The sequence below is a fragment of the Sorangium sp. So ce128 genome (assembly GCF_051525245.1).
Lineage (GTDB): Bacteria > Myxococcota_A > Polyangia > Polyangiales > Polyangiaceae > Sorangium > Sorangium cellulosum_B.
In genome coordinates, this window is record NZ_CP150313.1 from 12,066,888 (window position 1) to 12,093,026 (window position 26,139).

At 72.9% G+C, this 26,139-nt stretch carries 20 protein-coding genes; 7 read left to right on the forward strand and 13 right to left on the reverse strand.

Going from position 1 to position 26,139, the window contains the following annotated elements; genetic code table 11:
* The first annotated feature begins 184 nt into the window (after positions 1-184).
* Positions 185-1,933: a protein kinase domain-containing protein gene (locus WME82_RS45745; protein WP_438040466.1), complete on the forward strand. Its 1,749-nt coding sequence runs from the start codon at positions 185-187 to the stop codon at positions 1,931-1,933.
* Positions 1,934-2,050: 117 nt separating this feature from the next.
* On the opposite strand, the gene WME82_RS45750 is transcribed toward WME82_RS45745, so the two are convergent.
* The 7 genes from WME82_RS45750 to WME82_RS45780 form a co-directional block, all read right to left on the reverse strand.
* On the reverse strand, positions 2,051-2,716 hold the full coding sequence (locus tag WME82_RS45750; protein WP_438040467.1) for a superoxide dismutase family protein: 666 nt from the start codon (positions 2,714-2,716) through the stop codon (positions 2,051-2,053).
* A 244-nt stretch (positions 2,717-2,960) separates the two neighbouring features.
* A complete protein-coding gene (locus WME82_RS45755; protein ID WP_438040468.1) occupies positions 2,961-3,998 on the reverse strand; it encodes a hypothetical protein in 1,038 nt (345 codons plus the stop codon).
* A gap of 187 nt (positions 3,999-4,185) precedes the next feature.
* On the reverse strand, positions 4,186-5,361 hold the full coding sequence (locus WME82_RS45760; protein WP_438040469.1) for a response regulator: 1,176 nt from the start codon (positions 5,359-5,361) through the stop codon (positions 4,186-4,188).
* A complete protein-coding gene (locus WME82_RS45765; protein WP_438040470.1) occupies positions 5,358-7,013 on the reverse strand; it encodes an ATP-binding protein in 1,656 nt (551 codons plus the stop codon). Before WME82_RS45765 ends, WME82_RS45760 begins: the two co-directional genes overlap by 4 nt.
* Before the next feature lie 230 nt (positions 7,014-7,243).
* Positions 7,244-8,419, reverse strand: coding sequence for a hypothetical protein (locus WME82_RS45770; protein WP_438040471.1), 1,176 nt, complete (start codon positions 8,417-8,419; stop codon positions 7,244-7,246).
* Positions 8,420-8,527: 108 nt separating this feature from the next.
* Complete coding sequence (locus WME82_RS45775) at positions 8,528-9,205, reverse strand: sterol desaturase family protein (RefSeq protein WP_438040472.1); 678 nt, start codon at positions 9,203-9,205, stop codon at positions 8,528-8,530.
* A gap of 66 nt (positions 9,206-9,271) precedes the next feature.
* Complete coding sequence (locus WME82_RS45780; RefSeq protein WP_438040473.1) at positions 9,272-9,469, reverse strand: hypothetical protein; 198 nt, start codon at positions 9,467-9,469, stop codon at positions 9,272-9,274.
* A gap of 280 nt (positions 9,470-9,749) precedes the next feature.
* Here WME82_RS45780 and WME82_RS45785 point away from each other — a divergent pair, with 280 nt between their 5' ends.
* From WME82_RS45785 to WME82_RS45795, 3 genes are all read left to right on the forward strand, one after another.
* Positions 9,750-12,554 carry a DUF4388 domain-containing protein gene (locus WME82_RS45785; protein ID WP_438040474.1) on the forward strand — a complete coding sequence of 935 codons (2,805 nt, stop codon included), beginning with the start codon at positions 9,750-9,752 and terminating at the stop codon, positions 12,552-12,554.
* A 68-nt stretch (positions 12,555-12,622) separates the two neighbouring features.
* A complete protein-coding gene (locus WME82_RS45790) occupies positions 12,623-13,321 on the forward strand; it encodes a hypothetical protein (protein WP_438040475.1) in 699 nt (232 codons plus the stop codon).
* 43 nt (positions 13,322-13,364) lie between these two features.
* Positions 13,365-13,748, forward strand: coding sequence for a nuclear transport factor 2 family protein (locus tag WME82_RS45795; protein ID WP_438040476.1), 384 nt, complete (start codon positions 13,365-13,367; stop codon positions 13,746-13,748).
* A 9-nt stretch (positions 13,749-13,757) separates the two neighbouring features.
* Here the strand turns inward: WME82_RS45795 and WME82_RS45800 are convergent, their stop codons facing one another.
* The 5 genes from WME82_RS45800 to WME82_RS45820 form a co-directional block, all read right to left on the reverse strand.
* Positions 13,758-16,559: an AAA family ATPase gene (locus WME82_RS45800; RefSeq protein WP_438040477.1), complete on the reverse strand. Its 2,802-nt coding sequence runs from the start codon at positions 16,557-16,559 to the stop codon at positions 13,758-13,760.
* An 82-nt stretch (positions 16,560-16,641) separates the two neighbouring features.
* Positions 16,642-18,111: a hypothetical protein gene (locus WME82_RS45805; protein WP_438040478.1), complete on the reverse strand. Its 1,470-nt coding sequence runs from the start codon at positions 18,109-18,111 to the stop codon at positions 16,642-16,644.
* Positions 18,112-18,281: 170 nt separating this feature from the next.
* The gene (locus tag WME82_RS45810) at positions 18,282-19,367 is read right to left on the reverse strand and encodes a glycosyl hydrolase (RefSeq protein ID WP_438040479.1); all 1,086 of its coding nucleotides are present in this window, start codon (positions 19,365-19,367) and stop codon (positions 18,282-18,284) included.
* 234 nt (positions 19,368-19,601) lie between these two features.
* Positions 19,602-20,264, reverse strand: coding sequence for a hypothetical protein (locus WME82_RS45815; RefSeq protein WP_438040480.1), 663 nt, complete (start codon positions 20,262-20,264; stop codon positions 19,602-19,604).
* A 209-nt stretch (positions 20,265-20,473) separates the two neighbouring features.
* Positions 20,474-21,265, reverse strand: a complete 792-nt coding sequence (locus tag WME82_RS45820; RefSeq protein ID WP_438040481.1) for a hypothetical protein — start codon at positions 21,263-21,265, stop codon at positions 20,474-20,476.
* 1,237 nt (positions 21,266-22,502) lie between these two features.
* Between WME82_RS45820 and WME82_RS45825 the strand changes: the two genes are divergently transcribed.
* The 3 genes from WME82_RS45825 to WME82_RS45835 all read left to right on the forward strand — a co-directional run bounded on the left by WME82_RS45825 (position 22,503) and on the right by WME82_RS45835 (position 24,680).
* Positions 22,503-22,910, forward strand: coding sequence for a hypothetical protein (locus WME82_RS45825; protein WP_438040482.1), 408 nt, complete (start codon positions 22,503-22,505; stop codon positions 22,908-22,910).
* Positions 22,911-23,178: 268 nt separating this feature from the next.
* Positions 23,179-23,703 carry a hypothetical protein gene (locus tag WME82_RS45830; protein WP_438040483.1) on the forward strand — a complete coding sequence of 175 codons (525 nt, stop codon included), beginning with the start codon at positions 23,179-23,181 and terminating at the stop codon, positions 23,701-23,703.
* A complete protein-coding gene (locus tag WME82_RS45835; protein WP_437742722.1) occupies positions 23,700-24,680 on the forward strand; it encodes an HTTM domain-containing protein in 981 nt (326 codons plus the stop codon). Before WME82_RS45830 ends, WME82_RS45835 begins: the two co-directional genes overlap by 4 nt.
* An 85-nt stretch (positions 24,681-24,765) precedes the next feature.
* Here the strand turns inward: WME82_RS45835 and WME82_RS45840 are convergent, their stop codons facing one another.
* Positions 24,766-26,103, reverse strand: a complete 1,338-nt coding sequence (locus WME82_RS45840) for a serpin family protein (protein ID WP_438040484.1) — start codon at positions 26,101-26,103, stop codon at positions 24,766-24,768.
* Positions 26,104-26,139: the final 36 nt, after the last annotated feature.

Genomic DNA, 26,139 nt, shown 5'->3' on the forward strand with positions numbered 1-26,139 from the left:
CCCGCGAGCGGCGCGGCGCGCGGTGAGGGCGTCCGCGACATCGCGCCGCGCCGGCACGCGAACGCCGCGCCGGCCAGCAGAGGGGCAGAGGAGCGTCGCTTCCTCGGCATCGGCTGTCCGGCCGGCGATCGCCTGCGCTATGCTGGCTGCCGCGGCGCGGCGCTCTCGGTCGGAGGTTTCGAACATGCGCGGCCTGGAAGAGATCGAAGGGCTGGAGGCCGGAACCCTGATCGCCGGCAAGTACCGCGTGGACCGGCTGCTCGACAAGGGCGCGATGGGCGCCGTCGTCGCCGCGACCCACGTCGATCTCGACGAGCTCCGGGCGATCAAGGTGCTGCTGCCGGCGACCGCGGCCGATCCGGAGATGTGCGGGCGCTTCCTGCAGGAGGCGCGGATCGCGTCGCGGCTCAGGAGCGAGCACGCGGTCAAGGTGCACGACGTCGGGCGGCTCGAGAACGGGCTGCCGTACATGGTGATGGAGTTCCTCGACGGCCGCGATCTCCGGGTCATCCGCAAGCAGCGGGGCCCGCTGCCGGTGGAGGAGGCGACGCTCTACGTCATCCAGGCGTGCGACGCGCTCGCGGAGGCGCACGCGCTCGGGCTCGTGCACCGCGACGTGAAGCCGGCCAACCTCTTCCTGACGCACACGCGCGAGGGGACGCCGTGCATCAAGGTGCTCGACTTCGGCGTCTCCAAGGTGTCGCAGGCGGCGCTCCTCGGCGTCGCCGAGATGCGGACGAGCACGGGCCAGATGCTGGGGACGCCCCACTACATGCCCCCCGAGCAGATGCGCGGGCAGCGCGACGTCGACGCGCGCGCGGACATCTGGGCGGTCGGGTCGCTCCTCTACGTGCTGCTCACCGGCCGGTATCCCATGCACGCGCGCTCCGTCCAGACGGTCTCGCTCGTGCTCGGGGGCAAGTTCGTGCCGCAGCTGCCGTCGAAGGTCTGCCGCGGGCTCTCGCCGGACATCGATCCGATCATCATGCGGTGCCTCGAGCGGGATCGCGACAGGCGCTGGCCCGACCTGGCGGAGCTCACGCTGGCGCTCCGCCCGTTCGCGCCGCCCGCAGCGCAGCCGCTCGTCGACCGCATCCAGCGCATCCTGCGCGGGAGCCTGCGCGACTCGCTGTCCGGGGTGCGCCCCGGCGTGGACGGCGTCGACGCGGGGGAGCGCGGCTCGATCCCCACCACCATGGGCTCCGGCCCATCCACCGGCGGCATGGCGATCGAGCTTCGCCCGGAGCTGCCGCCTCCCGTGTTCCCCGCGGCTCCCGAGGAGGCGGATCCGGTGGAGCGGAGCGAGGCCATCACGGTGTCGGACCGCTCGCGCGCCCGGGAGGAGACCGACCTGGTGGAGCGGAGCGAGGCCATCACGGTGTCGGACCGCTCGCGCGCCCCTGCGGAGGCGGATCCGGTGGAGCGGAGCGAGGCCGTCACGGTCTCGGAGCGCCCTCGCGCCCGGGCGGAGGCCAGCCCTGCGGAGCGGAGCGAGGCGGCGACGGTCTCGGGCCGCCCGCGCGCCCCTGCGGAGGCCGATCCGGTGGAGCGGAGCGAGGCCGTCGCGGTCCCGGGCCACGCGGGCGTCCGGGCGGAGGCCAGCCCTGCGGAGCGGAGCGAGGTGGCGACCGGCTCGGACCGGCCGCAGCCCCGGGTGGAAGCCGGCCGTGTCGGGCTCGGCGCGGCCGGCTCAGCTCCGGAGAGGGCGCGCGTCGAGGAGGACGCCGACGAGACGACGCTCGCGGACACGCTCCGGCGGCTGCGCTCGCCCTTCAGGGCGGGCTTCGTCCTGGCGGCGGTGGCGGCGGCGATCGTCGTCGCGCTGCTGGCCAGCGGAACGCGGCCCGAGGAGCGGCCCGCGAGCGGGAGCCTCCCGAGCCCGGGCTCGCCCCCGGGGGGAAAGGGCGTTCCGGTCAGCGCTCCGCCCCGGTGACGCCGGAGACGGAGACTCCCGCCCTGCGGGCGCTCGGGGAGAGGCCCTCTCGGGACAGGCGGTGAGGTGGAGTCGACGTGTCGTGAGCGCGGAGCGGCGGGCCGCGCCGCGCGCGCGTCACTTGCCCTGCGAGATGACGCCGCAACCGATGCGGCCACCGGCGTTTCCGGCGGGCTGGCCGCCGTCATCCGCCTTCTCGTGGACGATGATGGCGCGGCCGAGGAAGGTGTTCGGAGCGCCCTCCTTGAGATTCGCGCCCTTGGCGATGATCTCATGGGTGCCGGTCCCATCGGCCTTGACCTCGATATTGCCGAGATCGCCGAGGTGGCGGGCCGCGGCGTCGGGGAGGCCGTGCGGGTGGTTCTCGGGGTTGTAGTGCGCGCCCGCGCTCTTCGCGTCCGGCGCGCTGCAATCGCCTGTCTCGTGCACGTGGACGGCGATCTTGCCCTTGGGAGCGCCCGAGACCTGGACGGCGACCTTCACGCCGCCCTCGACCTCGGTGAAGGTCGCCGTGCCCTTGAGCTTCGACTTGGTCCGCGCCTCGATGGGCACCGAGACGCTCACCGGCGGCGCAGGCGGCGCGGCCGGCGGCGCAGCGGCCTCCGGCGCCGCGGCGCCGGCCGGCGGGCTGGCCTCGGGCGCCGCGGCCGCGGGCGTCTCCGGCGCAGGCTGCGGCTGGGCGGGGACGTCGGGGACCGCAGGGGCCGGCTCGGGCGCGCCGCCACAAGCGGTGGCGCCCAGGACGAACGAGGCGAGCAGCGAGAGACGATAGGCCGGTTTCATCACAGCGGAGACCTCCAGGTTCGCGAGGCGTTGGACCTCCGCCGTCTCGTAGAGCGGTCCTGGCGAGCGATCAATCGGCGAACCCGACATTCGTCATGTGCGCCGGATCGAGGCGCGCCGGCGCGCGGCCAGCGCCGCTCGCGCCGGCCCTCGGCGCCATGGGCAGCGCGCGCCCGACCCTTCGACAGCGACGAGCGAGGCGCGGAGTCCGCCGCCGCGCCTCGCCGAGCTCAGCGGCGCGCGCTCACTGCGCGGGCGGGCAACCGATGGGCCCGGTGCCGATCACGACGTCATCGATCCACATCGAGCGGGCGGAATCCGCCTGATAGGACTCCCAGCCGAGGCCGATGCTGTCGAACGCCGGCGCCTTCCACGTGTAGTTCGCCTCGTTGTTGGCGCAGCCCTGGCCCGTCCCGGACACCTTGAGATCGGCCAGCTCCTCGCCATTGAGCCAGAAGCGCATCTCGTTCTTCGGCCCGTCGAAGCTGAACTCGACGCAGGTCCATGCGCCGGTCGGGACCACGGTCGTCTCCTCCGCGTGGTGCCAGCAGTCCGTCTGCGGTCCGGTCTTCGGGTCGCTCCAGTACCCGGGCGTATCGTAGTTCGCCATGAGCTGGCTGCCCGCCGTGACCGGGTGCTGCCCGCCGTAGCGATACTGTGCCGCGTAGGGCATTCCCTCGAAATCGCTGCCAGGAATGGTCCCTGAACCGTCGATGATGGTCCAGTGCACATCCCCCGTCGGCGCAGCCTCGAGGAAGAGCATCATGCGACCATGAATGACGTTCGCCTCGGTGGGCAGGGCGTCGGCGTCCGTGAACTTGATCATGGCCGACTTGTAGTTGCTGTCTCCCGTGCTCGCGGGCGTGGTCACCTTGATGGACTTGGCGCCGCTGTAATGCTTCGTCGTGTCGACCGACACGGTGGAGCCCGCCATGGCCGTGTAGACCGTCCACGCGCCCAGCTTCTCGCCGTTCGCGGCCTGGCCCTCGTACGACTCGAAGTCGTCGCAGAGCAGCGCCGCGCAGGCCGAGCCGCCGCCGTTCCCCCCGCCCTCGCCGGCGCCGCCGCCGCCCGTGGCGCCGCTGCTGGTGGTGGTGGTGGTGCCGCCGCCCTCGCCAGCGCCGCCGCCGCCTGTGGCGCCGCCGCTGGTGGCGCCGCCGCCCGTACCGGTGGTCGAGGACGACGACGTCGGCGTGCCACCATCGTCATCCGAGCACGCAACCGCGCCCGCCGCAAAGGTCGCGAGCAGGCCAAGCAAAGTAACGCTAATTCGAAGATTCATGTTCGTTTCCATCCTCCGCGGCGACTATTGCACGAGGTCATCGCGTGGTTCAAGAACGAACGTTTTCGGCGGATCGCACGATCCAGGCGCTCGAACTCGAATGGCCCCGGCGGTGCGGGGCAACACGAAAAGGCCCGGGAGCAGCCTTGAACAGCCAGCCTATCGGGCCGGGAGCGAGCGTGAACGTTCAACCGCCGTCCGCCCCGCTACCCTCTGCGCCTGCGCCCGCCAACATCGCCTCCGGCGAGATCGCATAGAGCCTCTCCTCTCCCTGCTTTCCCCGGATCCGCACCAGCGCGGGCATCGCTTCTCCCGGGCTCCCGGCCGCGGTGAACGTCGCCTCATCCATCAGCAGGCCGCCGGCCTTCGCCTGCGCCTGAATCCGAAACGCGGTGTTCACACGATCGCCGATGATGGTGAACTCCCGCCTGCCGCTCGACCCGATGCTCGCCAGGAGGACGGGCCCTGTCGAGAGCCCGAGCCGCGTCGGGAAGGCGGGTCGGCCCTGCGAGCGCTGGTGTTCGTTGAAGGCCGCGATGCTCCGCTGGATCCGCTGCGCCGCCGCGAGCGCGTCACTCGCGCCCCGGAAGAACGCGAGCATGCCGTCGCCAACGTACTTGTCGACCTCGCCCGCGTGGTCGTAGACGATCTGCGCCACCGTGGCCATGTAGAGGCTGAGATCCGCTATCAGCGGCCCAGGCTCCTCGCTCTCCGAGAGCCGCACGAACTCCTCGATGTCGCTGACCAGCACCGTCAGCACCTCGCGCGCGGGCGGGCTCGGCCGGTTCGACGACACGCTCTCCTCGATGCTCTCCCACGCGCGGTCGGACAGGTAACCGCGCAGCGCCGCCTGCATCTGGCGCACCTGCGCGTAGCGCTCCTCGAGCTCCCTCCGCTGCCGCTCGAGCTCCCGGCGCTGCCGGTGCAAGAGCAGCTGCGTCCCCACCCTGGCCAGCACCTCGCGCAGCTCGAACGGCTTCGTGACGTAATCGACGCCGCCCGCGTCGAACGCCATCACCTTGTCGCCGATGCCGGTCATCGCGCTCAGGAAGATGACCGGGATGTCCGCCGTCCCGAGATCCCCCTTGAGCCGGCGGCACACCTCGTAGCCGTCCATGTGGGGCATGCTCACGTCGAGCAGGATGAGGTCCGGAGGCGCCGCCGCCGCCGACATCAGCGCCATCGCGCCGCTGATCGCCGCCCGCACCTCGTAGCCCTGCGCCGTCAGCATCGAGGTCAGGAGCGACAGGTTCGCCGGCATGTCGTCCACGATCAGGATGCTCGGGGGCTCTTCCCTGGGGCGCTCCGGCCGCGCGCCCGGGGCCGCCCCGCGGGGGGCTGGCTTTGCGTCGGTGTCCGTCATGACGGCTCCTCCTCGTCGGCGCTCGATAGCGCCAAGATGCTGTCGAAGCGATACCCCCGCGCGAGCTCGGCCACAGCCCCCGCGAGATCCGCGTCCTCCGGCCGGAACCGATCGAGCGTCGCCTGGACGGCCTTCGCGTCGAGCCGCGTCGCCGCCCGCCGGAGGTCCTTGCGGAGCGCGGCGGGTAGCCCGGCCGCCGCCCGGGCGAGGTCGACCGCCGGCGCCCCCTGGGCAGCGCCGGGCTCGGCGGCGCGCTCCTCGTACTCGAAGCGGGCCCCGAGGTGCTTCGTCAGGAGGCCGAGGATGTCCGCGTCGCGGAACGGCTTGCTCACGAAGTCGTCGCACCCCGCCTCCGCCGCGAGCGCCCGGTTCTGCTCGAACGCGCTCGCGGTCATCGCCACGACGACCGTCTCGTGCCCCCGCGCGCTCGCCTTGATGCGGCTCGCCGCCTCGTAGCCGTCGAGCAGCGGCATGCGGAGGTCGAGCAGGACGAGGTGCGGCGCCCACGTCTCCCACTGCGCCACGGCGCCGAGCCCGTTGGTCGCGCTGCGCGCCTCGACGCCCACCGAGTCGAGCAGCTTGAGCAGGCAGTGGCGCACGTCCCACCGGTCGTCGACAACGAGCACGCGGTACCTCGGCTGGCCCGGCGAGAGCCCGACGGCCCGGAGTGCCCGCGGCGTCGCACCGCCGACGCGCGCGTCGGGCGCGTCGGCCAGCGACAGGCGCACGTCGAAGCGGAGCGTCGTCCCGCGGCCGACCTGGCTCTCCACCCGGATGTCGCCCCCCATCATCCGCACGATGCGCCGGCTGATGTGCAGGCCGAGGCCCGTGCCCTCGCGCGACTGGCGCCCGGTCGCGGTCTGCGCGAACGCCTCGAAGAGCTCCGCGAGCTCCGCCTTGGCCATGCCCCGGCCGGTGTCCGTCACCTCGAACGACACCCGCACCCGCCCCGCCGCCGCGCCGTCGTGCGCGCCTGTCGCGCGCCGCGCCGAGGCGCGCAGCGTGACCGACCCGCGCGGCGTGAACTTCAGCGCGTTGCCGAGCAGGTTGATCAGCACCTGCCGCAGCTTCCCTTCATCGCCGTGGACGTGCCGCGGCACGTCCTGCGCCCGCTCGACCCTGAGCGTGAGGCCCCGCTTCTGGGCCTCGACCGCGAACATCTCCGAGAGGCCCGAGAGCGTGTCGTGGAGGTCGAACTCGGCGTCGACGAGCGTCATGCGGCCGGCCTCGATCTTCGCCATCTCGAGGATGTCGTTGACGAGGCCGAGCAGGTGCTCGCCGCTCTTGCAGATGACCGCGAGGTTCTCGCGGTGCCGGTCGGCGAGCGAGGGGTCGCGCTCCACGAGCTGCGCGAAGCCGAGGATCGAGTTGAGCGGGGTCCTGAGCTCGTGGCTCATGTTGGCGAGGAACGCGCTCTTCGACCGGCTCGCGGTCACGGCCTCCTCCCTCGCCCTGCGCGCCTCCTCTTCGGCTCGCCGCGCCTCGGCGAGCTCCTCGCAGAGCCGCAGCGAAGCGGCGCGGCTCACCGCGAGCTCCTGCGCCTTCCGCTCGAGCTCGAGCTCGCGGGCGTGGAGCCGCCGGCGGAGCGCCCAGAGGGCGACCAGAAGGAGGGTCCCGACGACCACGGAGGCGGAGATCCCGACGACCTGCATTCGATGTGCCCCACCCGCCTCCTGCGCGGCGGGAAAGACCGGAGCGCCGATCCCGTCGGAAGGCACCGATCAGGTTACAGGAGTTCGGGGCAGCCCGTGGGGGCCCGATCGGGCGCGCCGCGCGGCTTTGGGCGGCGGAGCGGCGCGCTCGTCAGGCAGACCACGGAATCGACGGAGCCGCGCCGCGGCAGCGCGACGCGGCGGTCGGTTCTCCCCGGCGCGTTCACGCGTTATGGCGCGCCGCCGTCCGGCTTCGCTCGCCGCGGGGGTGTGACAACCTCATCGGTCGGCGGCGGGGCGGCGTCTCCGCGCGGCGGCGGGGCGGCGTCTCCGCGCGGCGGCGGGGCGGCGTCTCCGCGCGGCGGCGCCTCGCTGTCTGCCTGCGCCGGCGGCCGCCTGGGCGCGAGCGCGGGCTGGCGGAGGCCGCGCAGCGAGGCGAGCCGATCGACGAGGACGCCGGCCTCCTCGGCCGACAGCTTGACGCGCGCGTGGAGCGCCTTGCCCTCGGCCGCGATCGCGATGCGCTCGAGCACGGCGCCGAAGCCGATGAGCCGCGTCGCGAAGTCCGCCGCGCGCGTGTCTCGCGCCGCGCGCAGCTCCGCGCCGAGCGCGGCGCAGGGGGCCTCCGCGTCGCAGAGCACGGCGGCGTGGACGGCGATCTCCGGGCCGAGCGCGACGCTGGCGCCGCCGGAGAGCAGGGACGCCGCGGGCGATCGGCTGGAGCCGCTCAGCGCGAGCTCGCGCCCGATCTCGGCGCGCTGCTCGGGCGTGAGCACCACCGTGACGCGCGCCGCCCCCTCGCCCACGGCGCGGGCGATGTCGTCGTGCGCGGCGCTCGCGCCGACGCTCGCGGCGCGGCCTTCGGCGGCGTCGATCATGGCGCGCAGGTACGCGCCCCCGCCGAGCAGGATCGGCCCCCCGGGGCGCACGGCGATCTCGCCGTGGCCCTCGGCGCTCGAGTCCCGCACCGCGCGGAAGCTGCCGATCCCGGAGACGACCGGCCGCCCGCCGCGGGCCTCGATGACCTTGGAGGCGCACGCGAGCAGCGCCTCGTCCTGCACGGCGCCGGCCGCGACCAGCCCGAAGTCGCCGCCCTCGCCCGCCGCCGGGATGGCGATCGCGACCTCGGTCAACGCGGCCACCGGGTCGAAGCCGCACACGTCGCGCACCTTGCCGAGCCCCGGGATCTCGCGCTCCTCGCGCAGGAACGAGGCGAACGCGGGAGAGGCGCGCAGGGCCGGGAGATCGAGCGTGGCGACGAGCATCGCGCCGGCGGGCACGGCGTCGAGCGCGCGCGGCGCCGCGGGGGGGCTCTCCCGCCGGCGGCCGAGGAGCCAGGCGACGCCGCCGCCGAGCAGGACCCCGACGAGCAGGAGGACGAGGCCGTCTCTGGTCCGCGGCTGCACGCGCGACCCGTTAGCACACGGCCGCGGCGGACGCCCCGGCGGGCGCGTCGCGCGCGTCCCGGCGGGGCGGAGCATGGCGCTGCGCAAGGGCGCGCCCGTGCGCGGCGGCTACACGCCCTTGCGCGGCGGCGACCAGAGCGTCCCGCGGACGAGGTCGAACACGGGCACGGTCACGTTGAAATTCCAGCGCTTCATGAGCCGGGGGTCATGGTGCCTGCGATGGTGCTCGCGGAGCCGCGCGAGCCCCGGGATCCGGTACACCGGGCTGTCCGCCGGCAGGTGATACGCGAGGTGCAGCCACTCGTAGCTGACGAAGAACACCATCGCCGTCGCGAGGCCGAGCAGCGCCGCGTCCAGCGAGAACAGCGCGCCCGCCGCCGCGGCGAGAGGCAGCAGCGAGGCGAGGACGAGGAGCGCCGAGGCCGGCGGCGTCAGCACCAGCCAGAGCTCGCGGGCGCTCCGCAGCGCCATGTCGTCGGCGGTGAAGGCGAGGTGGTGCTCGCGCTCGTGCCGCTCGCACAGCGCGCCGAGCAGCGGCGCCCGCCGGTGCAGCACCGACCTGTGCGCCCACCACTCGAAGGCGAAGCCGAGCAGCAGGGTCGCCGGCACCGCGACGAGCTCGACGGCATCGACGGCGTCGAGGAGGCGCACCGCCGCCGCGAGCACGAGCGCGCCGAGCAGCGTGGGCGCCGCGAGGTGGAGCGCCGGGCGGTACCCGCGCGGGATCCGCGCCGCGATCTCCGCGCGCCGCCGCGACCGCGGCGAGGCCGGCTCGTTCACGAGCATCGGAAACTATGAATTCCAAAAAAACAGAACGCAAGCGCGGGCGAGGCCGCTGGCGAGGGGGCGCGCTCAGCTTTCCTGGCGTTCTTCCTTCTGTTCCGCCTGTTCCGCGCCGTCCCTGGGCGCGCCGCCGTCCGTCGCTGGCGCTTCCCGCTCGAACAGCCCGCCGATCGCCTCGCCGATGCGGCCGATCTTCGCGGCGAGCAGCACGACGAGGAGCAGGAAAGCCGTCAGGGCGATCTCGTTGTGGGAAGCGCCGAGCACCATGCATCGACGTCTACCACGCGGCGCACACAGCGGGGGGCGACGCGCGGCGACGTCGACCTCGCGCTCGCGTCGCGGAGGCGATGTCGGCCGGGCGCTCCCAGCGCGCCAGGGGTGGAGACCTCGCCGCGCCGGCGGGCGGTCGTGGAGGGAGCTGCGCTGCGCGGCGGGAACGCGAGCGGGCCGCGATCGCGTTTGACAGCCCGCCGACGACCGTCGAGAGTCCAGTCGATGCGGGCCCCTGGGCGCTGCTCCGCCGGGCCGCCGCCACAAGATGACCGCCGTGTCCGAGCCCCGCGACGACTACGAAGCAGTGCAGGCGCGCCCGCGCGAAGGCGCCATCCTGCTGGCCGACGCGTCGGCGGACGGGGAGGCGATCGGCGCGGCGCTGCGGGGCCGGGGCTTCGAGGTGATCGCGGCGCCCATCGCCGAGCTCGAGGCGCGCCTCGCGAGCGACGCGCCGCGCGTCGTGATCGTCGACATCGACGAGCCCGGCGCGATCGAGGCGCTCGAGCGCCTCTACCTGCGGCCGGGCGGCGTCGCCGCGTCCGTGCTCCTCGTGGGGGATCCGGTCCGCTCGGCGGAGCTCGATCCCCAGCTCTTCGGGCAGGTGTTCGAGCGCCCGGTCGACACCGCCGAGCTCGCCGCGCACGTGAGCGCGGTCGCGGAGCCCGGGCGGTTCCGCGGGGAGCACGCCGTCGAGGCGCGCCTCGCGGCCGGCCTTCCGGGGCCGCTCGACAACGACGTCCCGTCGAACCCCGACTTCTCGAGCGATCTCGACCCGCTCGACGTCGGCTCGGTGCTGCCGCCCCCGGAGGAGGACGGCGACGAGGTCGGTCCGCGCCTCCTGCCGGCGCGGATCAGCCCGGAGCTCGAGGAGATCCTCGTCGCCGCCGAGCAGCGGGTCACGGCGAAGGCGCACCCGTCGAGCATCCCGGCGGCCGAGGAGGAGGTCGACCTCATGCTGTCGCCGGAGCTGCTCTCCGCCCTCGACGAGCCCCTGGATCCGGAGGAGGACGAGCCGCGGACCGGCGCGAGCGCGCCCGTCGCCCCGGTGCCCACCGGGTTGCCCTCGCAGCCGAGGACGAGCTCCGAGCCGTACGGCGTCGCGCCCGCTCCGCAGCCGGCGGCCACCCGCGCCGAGCACACAGGGCCCGGCGACTCCCTCGTCGAGCTCGCGGAGCCGGGCGACGAGCACGAGGACGACCGCGCCTCCGAGCCCGCGTTCGACGGGGCGCACGCGACGAAGCGCGCAGGCCCCGAGCTCGCGGCGCTCTCGCTCGGCAGGGAGGCGCACCTGCACGGCAGGGAGGAGCGCGATCACGGCGGTCCCGCGCGCCGGAGCGGCGGCCGCGACGCCGCGCCGCCGACCCCGCGCGACGCGGGCCGGCCCTACGCCTTCGCGTCGCCGCCGCCGCGCCCCGAGCCCGCGTGGGATCGGTCGCCATCGCCCGCGCCGCGAGAGGAGCCCGCGTGGGACCGCGCCGGCCCTGCGCGCGGCGGCGAGGACGTCGACTGGGCGCGCGCTCCGTCGGGCCGCGTCGAGCCGAGCCTGCGCCAGCGCATCACCGAGCCGCCGCCGCCCCGATCGCGCGAGGCCCGCGACGCCCGCGCGCCTGGCTTTCCGTCGCCGCCGTCTCCGGGCGTCGCGTTCGTTTCGCCTCCCTCGGTCGAGGTGAGGACCGCGCTGTTGCCGTCGGTCGGAAGGGCCGAGCCCGAGCCGCTGCCGCCCGTGCCGTCCCCGGCCCGCTCCGCCCCGGCGGGGCGCGCCGCGGCGCCTCCTGGCGGGCCCGTCCCGGCGAGCGCGGGCGCCGGCTCGCTCGGGCGCGGCCTCCTGGCGCCGAGCCCGCCTGCCGCGCCGAGCCCGGCCGCGTTCGGCCGCGGGCACCTGCCAGCTCCGCCGTCCATGGCCATCTCCGGCGCGGCCCTGCGTGGGCCCGCGCCGCCTGCGCTGCCGCTCGTGCCGCCCGCGCCCGCCACGGTCACCGCGGCCGGGCTCGGCCGCGCCATGGCGCTTGAGCCGATCGACGAGGCGCCGAGCTCCGGCGGGGCCTCGTCGGCCACGGTGCTCGGCCCGGGCGACGCGCCGCGCGCGCTGGCCCGCGCGGTCGGCAGCCGCACCTCCGGCGCCCTCGCGATCACGACCGAGGAGGGCGCGCGGCGCATCGTCCTGCACGAGGGCGATCTCGTCACCGCCGGCTCGAGCATCCCCGAGGAGACGCTGCTCGCCTTCCTGGTCGGGCGCGGCGACCTCGAGCGCGAGGTCGCGGCGCGGCTCGCGGGCAAGCTCCCCGCCTCGGGCCGGCACGCCGGCGCGGCGCTCATCGCGCACGGCCACCTCGGCCAGGACGACCTCTGGCCGGTGCTGCGCGCGCACGCCGAGTGGGTCATCGGCCACGTCGTGCTCGTCGAGGCCGGCACGTGCGACCTCGAGCCCGAGCCGCCGGGCCGCCTCAAGGCGGAGCCGAACGTCTTCGGCGGCGCGACCGGCGCCGAGGTCTTCGTCGAGACGATCCGCCGCGTGATCGCCCCCGAGGTCGCCCTGCGCCGCCTCGGCGGCCCGGGGGCGCGCCTCGACGACGGCGTCCGGCGCAACCTGCTCGGCGAGTGCGCGCTGCGGCGCGAGGAGGAGGAGCTCGTGCGCACCGCGCGCGGCCGCAGCGTCGGCGAGCTCGTGAGCGTGGCGGAGCCCGAGAACGCGAGCGTGCTCTACGCGCTCGTCTGCCTGGAGGTGCTCGACGTCCTCATCCCGCCGTCGATCACCGAGGCGCCGCCCCCGCCGGTGGAGGATCCGCTCGACGAGGAGGCGATCCGGCAGCGCGTCCGGGCGCGGCTCGCGCTGGTGGAGGACGGGGACTATTTCTCGATCCTCGGCATCCCGCGCGACGCGACGAACTACGAGATCCGCCGCGCGTACCTCGCGCTGAGGAAGGCCTTCGAGCCGTCCACCCTGCTCACCGCCGCGACCGTGGACCTGCTCGACGACGTGCGGCTCGTCATCGAGGTGCTCGACGAGGCCTACGAGATCCTGCGCGAGCCGCACAGGCGCGAGCGGTACCGGCGGGCGATCGAGGCGGGGCCGCCGTAGCGGGGATCGGGGCAGCGCGCGCTCCGTACGGCGCGCGGCGGGCACGGTTGATGAAGGCCGGCGCGGCTGTGCAATGCTCGCTCTCTCCCGGACCGACGGCGCCGGCGGCGCCGCGCGCGGGCGGGCCGACGCGCTCCGGTCGATCGGCCGCGGCGGCGCTGATCGCCGCCCTCGTGCTCGCCCCGGGGTGCGTCCGCGAGGCGGCGAAGGAGGCGACCCACGGCACGCTCGAGGCGCTCGATCGCAGCGCGCAGGACCGGGCCGGGCCCGCCGGAGGATCGGCCGAGAGGCCGGCCGAGGGCGCGCGCGAGCGCGAGAGGCCGCTCGTGGGGGCCATCGTCCACGACGCGGTCCGGGCCGGCGCGGCGGAGATCGGGCGGCAGGCCGGGGGCCTGGAGCCGGTCATCGCGCAGACGAGCGAGGCGGTCAGCAGCGCCGTGGTCGAGGGCGCCCTCCAGCACGACCGGGCGCTCGTCACCCTCGTCGAGCAGGGCACGGGCGCCGCGGCGAGGGCCGCGGCGCGCGAGGGGACGGCAGAGCTCATGGAGCAGCTCGCCGGGTGCCCCGCCGGCGACCCGGGCTGCTCGAGCGCCGCGATCGAGCGCGCGAGCCGCGCCGCCGCCACGGGCTTCGCGGACGGCCTGGGGAGGGCGATGCAGCCCTGGATCATCGGCCTCGCGTTCGGCGGGGGGTTCCTGCTCGCCGCGCTGCTCGCCGTCGCCATCGCGGTCGTCACGCGGCGGCACGAGCGCTCCGCCGCGCACTGAGGGAGGTCCGCCCCTTGCACGCGCCAGCACCGCAGGAGGCACCATGTCCAAGGCGAGCGAGTTCATCGAAGCCCTGCGTCGGATCGAGGAGAGCGGCGACGTCGAGCCCATGGCGCGGCTGTTCGCGCCCGACGCCGAGCTCAGCAACTCGACGATCTCGAGGCCGCTCCACGGCCCCGACGGCGCCCGCAACTTCTGGCGCAGCTACCGGCAGACCTTCGTCCAGGTGCGGTCGGAGTTCCGGTGCATCGTCGAGTCGGACGAGGCCGCCATCCTCGAGTGGACGAGCCGTGGAAAGCTAGTCCATGGAGGGGAGTTCTCGTACGACGGCGTGAGCGTCATCGAGCACCCGGCCGGCACCATCAGGAGGTTCAAGGCGTACTTCGATCCGAGGGCCCTCGGGCTTCAGCTGGAGCACGCGGCGTAGCGCCGCGCTTCAGCTGGAGCACGCGGCGTAGCGACGCTCGCCGGCTCGCGCGATCGCGTCCACCACGACCTCGCCCTGCTCGACGCCCACGAGCGCCGCCGACCCTTCCTCGAGCTGGCCGCGCAGGATGAGCTCCGCGAGCGGCGCCTCGACGAGGCGCGCGATCGTGCGCTTCATCGGCCGGGCGCCGAGCTCCGGGTCGAACCCCCCGGCGTCGAGCAGCGCGTCGATCGCCTCGGGCTCGACCTCGAGCTCCACGCCGCGCGCCTCGAGCTCGCGCTCCAGGCCGCCGAGCAGCCGCCGCGTGATCTCGGCGACGTCCGCCCGCGTGAGCGGCGCGAAGCAGAGGACCTCGTCGATGCGGTTGTAGAGCTCGGGCGGGAGCGCGGCGCGGGTCGCGGCGAGCATCGCCTCGCCGAGGCGCTCCGGCGACACGGCCGCGGAGGCGCGGGCGAAGCCGACGGAGCGCTCGGACCGGAGCGCGCCGGCCTCCGCCGCGCCGAGGTTCGAGGTCATCACGAGGACCGTGTTCGTGAAGTCCACCCGCCGGCCTCGGCCGTCGGTCAGGCGGCCCTCGTCGAAGACCTGGAGGAACGCCTCGAGCACGTCGCGGTGCGCCTTCTCGATCTCGTCGAGCAGCACCACCTGGTACGGCCTCCGCCGCACCGCCTCGGTGAGCTGGCCGCCCGCCTCGTGGCCGACGTAGCCGGGCGGCGCGCCGACGAGGCGCGCGACCGCGTGCGACTCCGCGTACTCGGAGAAATCCAGCCGCGTCATCGCGTCGGGCGAGTGGAACAGCGCCTCGGCGATCGCCTTCGCCGTTTCCGTCTTGCCCACGCCGGTCGGCCCCAGCAGCAGGAACGACCCGATCGGGCGGCGCGCGCGCAGGCCGGCCGCGTTCCGGCGGAGCACCCGCGCGATGCGCGCCAGCGCCTCGCCGTGGCCGACGACGTTCTCGGCGAGCAGCGCCTCCAGCGAGAGCATCCGCTCGCGGTCGGTCTCGAGCAGCCGCTCGACCGGTAAATCGGCGAGCTCGGAGACCACCTCGGCGACCTCGGCGGGGCCCACCTGCCGCGCCGGCTGCGCAGGTTCACGGAGCGACGCGCGTGACGCCGACGACGCGCGCCGCCGCGTGCGCGCGCCCGCGAGATCGAGGATCGAGAGCGCCTTGTCGGGCAGCGCGCGCCCGGGCAGGTAGCGCACGGACCAGGCGACGGCCGAGGCCAGCGCCTCGTCCGTGAACGCGAGCCCGTGGTGCGCGCCGAGCCCGACCGCGACGCTCTGGAGCAGCAGGAACGCCTCGTCCTCCTCGGGCTCGTCGATCTCGACGATCGTGAAGCGCCGCGCGAGCGCCGGGTCGACCTCGATGCTCTTCCTGTACTCCTCGGGCGTGGCGGTGCCGATCAGCGTGAGCTCGCCGCGGGCGAGCGCGAGCTTGATCTCGGCCATCGCCTCGTCGAGCGCGCCGCTGCCGAAGAGCTCCGACAGGCCGTCGATGAACAGGATGACCCGCCCGCCCGCCTCGCGGAGCTCGGACCGGAGCGCGGACAGGCGCTCGCTCAGCGCGCCGCGCGCGCCGGTGCCGGCGAGGAGCTCCGAGGGCACGAGCTCGACCACGACGCGCGGCTCCCGCTCGTCGAACGCGAGCCGGTGCGCCACGCCGCGCGCGACGGAGGTCTTGCCGACGCCCGCCGGGCCGAGGAGGCAGGGGTTGTTCGCGTGGCGCTTGGCCAGGACGTCGAGCGCCTGCTCGATCTCGTGCTCGCGGCCGACGATCGGCTCGAGCTCCCCCTGCACCGCCGCGAGCGAGAGGTTGTGCCCGAGCGAGGCGAGGGCCGGGAAGCGCGCGCGGTCGAGGGTGAAGCGCGCCGCGAGGGCGGCGCTCGCGGCGGCGCTCGTGGCGGTCGGCGGCGCGAGCGGCGGGAACGGCCGCCCCGGCGCGGGCGCGGCGGGGGAGGCGGCGGAAGCGGGGGCAGGGGAGGCCGAGGACGCCGGGGAGGGGGTGGGCGTGAGGGCGATCGGCTCGGCGGAGATCAGCGCGTCGGCTCCGGCCGGGGCCGCGGCGGGGCGGGGGCGCCCCGGCGGGAACAGCGGCGTCGGCGGGAACAGCGGCACGGTGACGCCCGGGCCGGCGCCCTTGGCGGGCCGTGATTCCGGCGCGCCGGCGCCCCTGGCGGGCCGCAGCTCCGGGATACCGACGCCGGCGCCCTTGGCAGGCCGCAGCTCCGGGACGGTGACGCCTGCGCCCTTGGCGGGCCGCAGCTCCTGGGACGTGCGCGGCGAGCGCGGCGTGCGCGCCGGATCGGCGGCCTCGCCGCGGGCGCGGCGCGCGGTCGCGCCCGGCGCGGGCGGCGTCTCCGGCGCGCCGCCGTCCTGGAGCAGCCGCGACGGCGTCCGCCGCGCCTGCACCACGCCGAGCGCGATCTGGAGCGCCGCGGTCCGCAGCCGCGCCAGGTCGACCCCCGACTGGGTGAGCGCGCGGTGCGCGGCCGAGCTGCGGTCGGACAGGAGCGCGAGCAGCAGGTGAAGCGCCGCGGGCTCCTTCGCGGTCGCTCGCTTCGCGACGTCGCGCGCGCCCCCCATCGCCCGGCCGATCGGGTCGGGGCCCTCGTCGTCGACCGAGCGGGTCGCCTTGAGCAGGGCCTCGTCGTCGAGCCGCCGATCGCGGAGCAGATCCGCGGCGGGGCCTCCGCTCAGGGCGATGGCCGCGAGGAGGTGCACGCTCGACAGGCGCTCCTTGCGCTGGGCGGCGAGGTCCTGCGCGAGCTTGCGCAGCGTGACGAGCTCGGCGTGGGAGCGAGGGCTGGTCATCCTTGCAGAGGTCTCCGGGCTCGGGGTTCGCACGCCGGGGGAGGGCGGGCCAAGTTTCGGAGGCCGGCGCACGCGTGCCGCGTCACTGAGGGATCACGTCCTCGGTCTCGCAGACGGGCGTGGCGGCGGCGAACCCCTCGGCGCAACCGAGGCGCACGGCGCGCAGCTGCGAGGCGGACGAGCTCGACGGCCGCTCCGCCCACGCGATCAAGAGCCCGCGACCGCGCTGCGCGAGCATCGACAGGCTGCCTTCCACCTTCCCTCCCGGGAAAAGGGTGGTCATCCAGGTCAACGTGCCCTCCGCGTCGAGGCGGCGGAGCACGATCCGGTCCTTGCCGCGCGTGTTCGTCTCGACGACCGCGACCACCAGGTCTCCGTCCACCTGCTCGGCGGCCAGCGATTCCGTGACGGGCGTGGAGCACGAGGGGACGGTGATGGGGGGCAGCGCGACCTCCCCCGAAGGGGTCATGCGCGCGACGCGCAGCGCGCCCGGCGCGTCCTCGAGCGGCGCGAGGGTCCAGGCGAGCCACGCGCCGTCGGGGCGGGGAGCCATGCGGAGGCGCGCGACCGGCGCGGCCTCGTGGATCGCCTCCTTCGAGGCCATCGCGCCGCCGTTGGAGCCGATGCTGATGCCGTCTGCGGAGTACCGCCCCAGGTAAATGGTCGTCGCCGGTCCGACGCCCGGAAACCTGACGTCGCAGAGGGGCCCCTTGGGCTTCCAATCGGTGGGCGCGCCCAGCGCGGCGCCGAAGAGCCAGTAGTGCAGCACCCATCCCGTATCGTCTTCATCCACTCGCTTCCACCATGCCGCATCGAAGGCGATGGGCGTTGTTGCGCACCCGACGTGCATCCCGCCCATCGAGTGGCTCACCCCTTCCGACACGGTGCCGACCACCATCCAGTACCGCGGGCCGGGCTCGTGGACCTCGGTGATCGCGAGCTGTTCCGCCCCTGAGGAACGAAACGACACCATGCGTTCGCCGTAGTGCGTGCCGATGTGCTGCGACCATGAAGAGAAGGGCTCGCTGCCCTCGCTCCAGGCGCGCGCGGTCCTGAAAAAGCCGCCTGGCGGCAGGGGATCCGGGAAGGGGGTCGTATAGCGCTCTCGGTAAACGACCACGGACTCGAAGTTGTCATCCTCGTCGAGCGGATAGAGCTGTGCCGCCGCGAAGGCATCGCCCGGGATGGTCTGGTGTTTTGCGTCCAGCACCAGCGCCGGCTCGCTGAAGGCGGGCGGCTGCGCCGACCAGGGATCCAGGGTGACGCGCTGGAGTCCCCGATCCCCCGTCGGGGTCGCCGCCGAGGTGTAGAGATAGACCGGCGCGTCCTTGGCCCCGAGGACCCACTGAGGATCGAGCAGGTCCGTGCCCGGCAGCGCGAGGCTCAGCGAGGGCCCCGCGGCCGCGAGGGCGCTGCAGGCGGCTGCCTCGCCGGCGTCGGAGGCCGCGGGCGGTTCCTCCACCGAGAGCGCGCCGGGCAGCTCGTCTGGAACCGCCGCGCACGCCGCGAGCGCAGGGAGAGCGAAGAGCGCCTGCCATGTCCTACATCGCATCCGGTACCTCCGGGGTGGTGGTCGAGGCTGTGTGGCCGCACCTCGTCGCCGCCATCACCCGTTCTTCGGGACCGGGAGGGCGCTCTGGCCCCGCGGCCGGGTGGCGTCCGGGGCGCAGGGCCGCTTCACCCCGTACTCCGGCCGCTCCGCCGCGCGCGGTCGCGCTGTGGTCAGAGCCCCGCGGCGAGGAACCGGGCGAGGAAGCCGCGGGTGCCGGCGTTGCCGAGGGAGTTGCACACCGGCGAGGCGGCGCCGATCGGGCAGTCGACGTCGCGGTCGTAGGACCAGTAGTGGACGCCGGCGAGGCCCTGGGACCGGGCGAAGGCGGCGGTCTCGTCGACGTCGGTGAGCGTGTAGAGCTCGCCGCGGACGTCATTGCCGCCGATCATCGGGGTGAGCTCGATGTTGGCGTAGGGCACGCCGAAGTGATCGTGCAGGTTGTACGCGGCCTGGATCGCCGACTGCCCCATGTCGCACTGGCCGCCGGACACGACGCACACGCCGGGACCGGGCGAACCGTAGTTCATGGTCATCAGGTTGACGGTGACGTAGCTGGGCCAGGTCGCCGCGCTGCCGTCGAAGCCGAAGACGTCAGCGACCGCGGCCATGGCGGCGTCGCCGAGGACGTTGAGGCTCGAGCCGATGTTGCTGCCGAGGGAGCGCGCCGTCGACGCGCCCTCGTTGTTGGCGAGGGTCGCCAGGGTCAGGCTGAAGCGCAGGTTCGGGTACGCGGCGTGCGCGGTCTCGAGGCGCTGCACCAGCGCCGCGATCACCTGGGGCGACTGGCTGGCCTCGATGTCGAGGTCGACGCCGATGAGGTGCGGTCCGGCCCAGCGATCGAGGAAGGCCGCGAAGCCGGCGTCGGAGCCGCAGGTGAACGAGCCCGCCGCGCCGCCGGTCGACAGGATGTAGCCGACGCCGGCGGCCTCGAGCACCGGGACGTTGGCGGCGGCCATCGCCGCGCCGGGCACGTCGCCCCAGCGCTCGTTGCCGCACTCGCCGGTGGCGAAGGCCAGGCTGACGACGTTGCCGCCGGCGGCGCTGAGGTCGTCGGCGAACACGGTCTGGGTCCCCGACACCTTCGTGGAGATCACGCTGGTGTCCCAGTTCATGTTGACGCTGGTGTCCTTGTAGGGGCCGAACAGGAGCGCGCCGTTCCCATCGCCGCCGCCGCCGTTGCCGGTGTCGTCGCCGCCGCACGCGGAGGCGAAGCTCGCCGCGGCGAGCAGGGAGAGGAGGAGGGTGCAGCTCTTCATCGGGTCCTCGTGAAGGGGCTTCGGGTTCGAGCCCTGGTTTGTACGAGGATAGAGCTCTGCCCCCGCGCGGGAGGGGCATGCGGCAGAGGACGACGCTGACGACGCGCCACCCTCGCTCAGAGTATCGAGCTCCAGTAGGCTGGTGCGCGCGCCGCAAGCCAGGAGCGCAAAGGCGGGGACGAGGGCGAGCGCGCCGCGCCGAGGTCCGCGACGAGCGCCGGCGAGCCGTTCGATCTATGGGAACACCGCCTCGACCTCGGCCAACTCGGGGTAGGTGAACGTGACGGTCTCTTCGATCGGCGTCGATCCGTCGTACGCGTATGCCTTGAGCGTATAGCTGCCCGGCGCGGCGTCCACGGGCCGCGCGCACATCGCGGGGCACAGCTCGCCCGCCTGAGCCGCGGGGCACCCCGCCTCCATGGCGTCGACGCTCTCGAAGATGACGCCGTTCCAGGTGAACGTCAGCTCGCCTTGAGGCGGGAGCGGCTTATAGCCAGCGTCGAGGCAATCTGCGGGGCAGATCGGGATCCTGTCGTCGCACAGCGGCCTCGCCAGGTTCTTCGGGGCCTCGGCGCCGCTCGACGAGGTCACGATCCACGTCGAGATGCACTGGGTGTCGCCGACCAGGAGCTCGGTCGCCCCTGTGTTTCGGAAGCGGATCGTCACGGGCGTGGCCGTCCCCGAAACGCCGGGCTCGCACGCGCTCGATCCCCCTCCGCCCGCGCCTCCAGCGCCGCCTTGCCCGCCCGCGCCTCCGGCGCCGCCTTGCCCGCCCGCGCCTCCGACACCGCCTTGCCCGCCCGCGCCTCCAGCATTGCTGCTCGTTTGCCCCTCGTCGCCGCACGCGGCGAGGCCGAGGACGCTCGCGGCGATGCAACCCATCGCCAACGTTCGCATCTGTGCAAGTCCATTCATGGGCCTGAGACACTCCAATTCCCTGCGCATGATCGTTCGCCTCCTCGCGATGCACTTCGGCTTGGCACCAGACATGCCACTGGGACGGGCATTCAAGCAGATCAGCGCTGGTCGACGCGGTTTGGTCGGAGGACGCGGATTCTCGTGTGGCGGGCGCGGGCGCGGTTCGGCCGCGGGCCGCGCGACGTGGATCAAGGGCCGACGTCCACGGCCTCGCGGCCGTAGCCCCAGGAGCAGAGCGCGCGGTCGCCGGAGAGCGTCGCGTGGTACACATGCCCCGGGAGCTCGCTCTTCTTCTCGAACGAAAGCGCGGTGAGATCGGTCGCGTCGAGGACGGAGAGCGTGGACAGGTAGTTGTCGACGACGAGGAGGCGCGCTCCGTCCGCGAGGAGCAGCGAGCCAGAGCCATGGCTGAAACCCGCGACCTCTTGCGTCGCGGTCTTCAGGCTGCCCTCCTGCAGCCCGCCGGCCACGAGGATCGAGGACCTTCCGCCGTGGGCGGCGTCCTCCACCGACAGGAAGGCGCGGCCCTCGCCGGCGAGCGCCTTCATGACCGCCACGGCGTCGTCCACTGGACTCTCATCCAGGAGTCGCGCGCTCGTGTCGCCGAGATCGAGGAGCTTGAGCGTCCTCCGCGTGCCCCTGCACACGCCCGGACCGGCGTCATCGCCGGCGGTCGCCGGCGTGAACGCCGCGTTCGACGCGAAGCCGTGAACACACGCCTCCCTCCCCGCCACCGGCGTCTCGACGGTCTCGTAATCCGTCGTGAGCAGCCTGCTCGACGCGCCATCGAACGCGAGCAGCGAGCCGGGCACGTTGACCGGCGCCCGCACCACCGGCGCGGACGGGTCCGCGACGTCGATGCGATCGAGATAGAAGCGCGCCCTGGAGGGATCGTCGGGCAGCGGCGTCCAGCGCGAGACGAGCACCGTGGTGCCGTCGAGCTGAAGGCCCGCGTGGCCGGCGCCGTCCGGGAGCTCCACCGAGCTGTGCCGCGGGTTCAGCGGGTCGGAGAGGTAGTCCGACCGATGCAGTGGTCGCAGCGAGGACGATCCAGCTGGCGCAGGCGCTGAACGGGATGGACACGGTTACCTCTCCTTGACAGCAAGACGCAGGACGCAGCGCCTGTGCAAAGCGCAGCGATCTCGTCGCGCGCTGGCACAATCAGCAAGCGGCGGGCCAGGCGCATTCACGAGACTTGCGCGTGATTTCGGTGATGTGATCGCATCATGTGCCACGGCGCACGCGGGATTCCCGCCGCAGCAATGGCCCATGTCGGCACAGTCGCACATCCTTTCCTGCGAACCGCCCCCTGATTTGCCGGCGCTTCGCATGGGGTGCAGACACTCCATGATACCGGACAGGTGGGTACTTCGGCGGGGGAATGGTTCATGCGGACCGTGAAGGTTCCGCCTGCGATGACGTTGCCTTCAGGGTCGCCGGTGCAGACCAGGCTCCAATCGTCCTCGGGGCTGCCGAACGTCTTGTTCCAGAGGTGGTGCCTGCCGCGTCGAGCTTCATGACGTACAGGCCGTGATCGCAAGGGAACACGACGCCGTTGTGGGATATGGGAGAGGCGATCGGCTCCGGCGCAGATGGCGTCGTGGAGGCGGTGGAAGGGGCGGCACGTTCGTCCCCGGCTTCGAGGTGGGGGATGGCGACGACCTTGCCCGCGTCGCGGGCGCGGGCGACGTCCTTCGCGGGGAGGACGAATGCTTGAACTGCTTCATCTGCCGCGGCTGCCGCGTCATACGCCAAATTCAAGCCGTCTCGCCAGGACCTCCGCATGTTCCTGAACATGGTCTCCCAAGATCCTAGAACACCGATCGCGTTGAAACCCGGAGAATTTTCACGGGGAGGCGGGGAGGGAGAAAGAATGAATCTCTCCCTCCCGCCGTCTCTCGCTCCCCGCCTCTCCGCCTCCCTGTGAAATTCATGATTTCTCGGGGTTTCAACCCGTTTGTCGCTCTAGATGCTCCCTGCTGCGGTAGGTTCTTGACGGCCATGAATGGCTGTCATGCCGCGGATGCTCCAGCGCCGCAGCGCGCTGCTCACGCATCGCGCACCTTCACCTGGCCAGCCCACATTTCAGGGATGATTTGTGCGCTGCGATCAGCAGCCTGCCACCTGCCGCACCGGTCGAAATCGGCCCGTTTCCTGCATCGTCATGGGCGCAACGTCGCGCCCACGGGCGCAACCGAAGAGGGAAGGAGCCGACAAATGAACCATGTGAAAATTCTTGGCCTCATCGCCGTCTGCGCAGGAGTGTGCGGGATCTCTGCGCTTGCTTCTGCGGCGAATACGGTGCCGATCGACAACCTGAACCTCGTCGAGGAGACATCAACGCCACCGTCGCCCGACAGCGTGCGTTACAACTACCGGCCGGCTGTCGGCGGCTACCGGCCGGCTGTCGGCGGCTACCGGCCGGCTGTCGGCGGCTACCGGCCGGCTGTCGGCGGCTACCGGCCGGCTGTCGGCGGCTACCGGCCGGCTGTCGGCGGCTACCGGCCGGCTGTCGGTGGCTACCGGCCGGCTGTCGGTGGCTACCGGCCAGCTGTCGGCGGCTACCGGCCGGCTGTCGGTGGCTACCGGCCGGCTGTCGGTGGCTATCGGCCCTATCGGCGCTAGGACAGGGTTGGGCCCTGCCGTGATGGGCACGGAGTTGGGCGCGGCCATCACGGAATGCCGGGTCCGCTTCGCCGAGCGCGGAGTCGAACATTACGGGCGATCGCGCTGAGACATCGCACGTCAAGCGTCGCCGTCCGGCCGCGGCCTGCGCTGCGGCCGGATGGCGACGCGTTGGAAACGTGGGTGGCGAAAGCGGGTGGCACGCCGCGCGCAATACGGCTCCACAGGAGTGAGCTCCATGGACGGAACAGGAAACATAGGAAAGCGCGTGCTCTTCGTGCTTCCCGCTGCTGCGATCCACCTCGGGCTGGTGATCGTGCTGGGTGTGCTGCATGTGCGCTTGCCAAACGGAGGATGGTTGGAACATGTGGTGGGCTATTATGGCGCGCTCTCCGGGGCCAGCAGCGCGTATTCCTTCTTTGCTCCGAGCGTCGGGCCCCTGCCCTGGGCCACCTTCCAGGTCAGGGATCGCGCGGGAACGCTGACGACCGAGGTGCTGGAGACAGGAGCGAGCCGCGAAGCGGACCTCCGCGTCAAGAATATCGTCGGCATGTATTGGGATGAGCAGGACCCGGCCGCGAGGCGCTCCCTGATTGCGTCCTGGGTAGCGAAGGTGTTCGCCAAACACCCAGAGGCGGACAGCGTTGTTGTCCGAATCGAAAGCTACGATCTGCCCTCGATGGCGGAGTATCGCGCGGGCAAACAGCCACGGTGGTATCTCGAATATCAGGCCAAGTTCACCCTGAAGACGCAGCTCGCTACCGGCGAGATCAACAAAGAGGCGACGCCATGAGGCAGCGGACCCATACCCTGCTCCTGCCGAAGGCTAGAGAGGCAGCTGCGCGCCTGTGGGGCTCGATGGGGCGATTCGCGTTCGCACCCGCGTCGGCCCGGCCCCTGGCAGCGCTCCGGATAGGGCTCGCGTCGGTTCTCTTGATGCAGGCAGCGCTGATCGCGCCCATCGCTTCCGAGCTGTACTCGCGTTCGGGCATCGTGCAGGGACAGCTCCTCGACGGGGCCGGCGCGATCGGTTTCCCCCGGATCGGCCACCTCGTGAACGCATTTTCGCGCTTCGGGGTCGGTGAGAGCTCGGTGATCGCTGGCGTGGGTGTGCTCTACGCGCTGTCGCTGGTTGGCCTCCTGCTCGGCTGGAGGACGAGGTTCTCCGCGGCGTGCACATGGCTCGTGCATTTCACGTTGATGATGACCGCGGAGAGGACGAACTACGGAGCAGATCAGTTCGCGAACATCTTCCTGTTTTACCTCGTCTTCATGCCTTCTGGCGCTGTGCTGTCGCTCGATCGTGCCTTTGGGCGAGCGCCGCCTGAGCCGAGCGCGACAGCGCGCCTCGCGCTGCGGGTGGTGCAGCTGCACCTTTGTCTCGTCTACCTCTCGAGTGGTGTGGAGAAGGCATTGGGCCCAGCGTGGTGGGACGGCGACGCGATGTGGCATTCGCTCATGCTGCCCGAGTACCGGCGGTTCGATTTTTCGTGGCTCGCGCACCACGCCTGGATCGCAGTGGCCGCGGGGTGGCTCGTGCTGCTCGTGGAGATCGGGTACCCGTTCTTCATCTGGCCACGTCGGACCCGGCGGCTCTGGGTGGCAGCCACGGTCGGATTGCACGTCGGGATCGCCGTCTTCATGAGGCTCGATGTCTTCGGTGCCATCATGTCGGTGTTCACCATCGCCGCGTTTGGCGTGAAGGCGGACCCTCGACAGGCGCGAGCGCCCTCTGCTGTGGCACGCTGCGCTCAGCGTGGCGAGGCCTGACATTGTCAGTACAGGCACTCTGCCACGACCATCGGCGCACGCATGGGGATGCGTCCGCGTCCGTCGCAGAACCGGGCGCAGCGGGTCAGCTCGCGCTGGGGTCGGCGACGCGGCCGACGAACAGGATGCTGCCCGTCGCGTTGTCGCGGATGAGGAACAGGAAGGGATTCACGAGCGCGAGCGACGCCGGCTGGGGCGCCGACTCGTCGCCGACGATGACCGCGGTCGCGGCCGCCGCCTCGGTGCCGGCCTCGTTCACGCCGACGAACGCCTTGTGGATGACGTCCTGGATGAAGGGCCGTCCGCTGGAGTTGATGCCGGTGAAGTCCGCGACCCCGGACTTGAACGCGATCTCCATCCCCATCGCCTCCAGCGTCTTCTTGAGGCTCAGCTCGTATTCGAATTTGAACTTGGGCATCGTGGTGTCGACCAGGTGCTCGCTCATCGCGGAGGCGATGCCGTCGACCTTCGCCGCGTCGAGCGACGCCTCGAACGCGTCGAGCGTGCCCTTCGCCGGCAGGACGATCACCATCGACAGCTCGTCCCCGTCGTAGGGCATCGCGATCGCCTGGTAGCCGTCGCCCTCGGCGTAGGGCATCTCCAGGTTGCCGTGCATCAGGGGCACCGTTACCTCGGTCCCATCGGCCGTCTCGAACGGTCCGTCCTCCGTCTCGGTGGGCTCGAACGGGGTGCGCCACGCCGCGTTGAAGTAGATGGCGTTCGTGAGGACCAGCACCGTCTCGTCGGTGATCGCCTCGACGGGCACCAGCTTTTCGATCTTGCCCTCGGTCTGGTCGCTGACCCAGCCGTTGATGAGATCGACCGATTCCTGCGGGAAGTCCCAGAAGTTCACGACGTGCATTCCAGCGCCGTAGTGCAGGCCGAGCGTGTCCAGGAAGGGCGCCTCGAACGAGTAGCCGATCTGCCCCCAGAGCGCGTTCATGACGTTGAGGCGAAAGCCCTCTCCGTCGGCGCCCTGGGCGCCCTGACCGCGGCTCTCGAGCTCCTGGTCGATCCAGTTGAACGCCGGATGGAGCTTGTCCTGCCCGAGGTCGAAGCGCAGCGTGTCGGCCATGGCCGTCTCGGTCTCGCCCTTCGCGCCGGCCCACGTCATCGCGAGCGCCGTCGAGATGCTGTAGGGCGAGTAGAAGACGTTGCCCGGCTCCTGGCGGAGCTGCTGGTAGAGGTCAAGCGCGAACGCGGAGTTGCCCGAGACGAGCGCGGTCTTGTCCTCCGGAGGGACGTCCGGGCTCGAGATGCGCTGCTTGTCCGAGGCGACCACGCAGAAGGGCTTGTCGGCGTCGCTGCAATCCTCGCCCTCGGGGTCGGGGTACGTGTTGGGATCGGTGGACGTCTCGCAACCGAGGATCGCGGTCAGAGACAGGACGAAGAAGGGAGCGCAGGTTCGGAGGGTTCGCTGCATGCCGCCCCGTCCAGCATCGGCCGTGCCGCGCCGGCT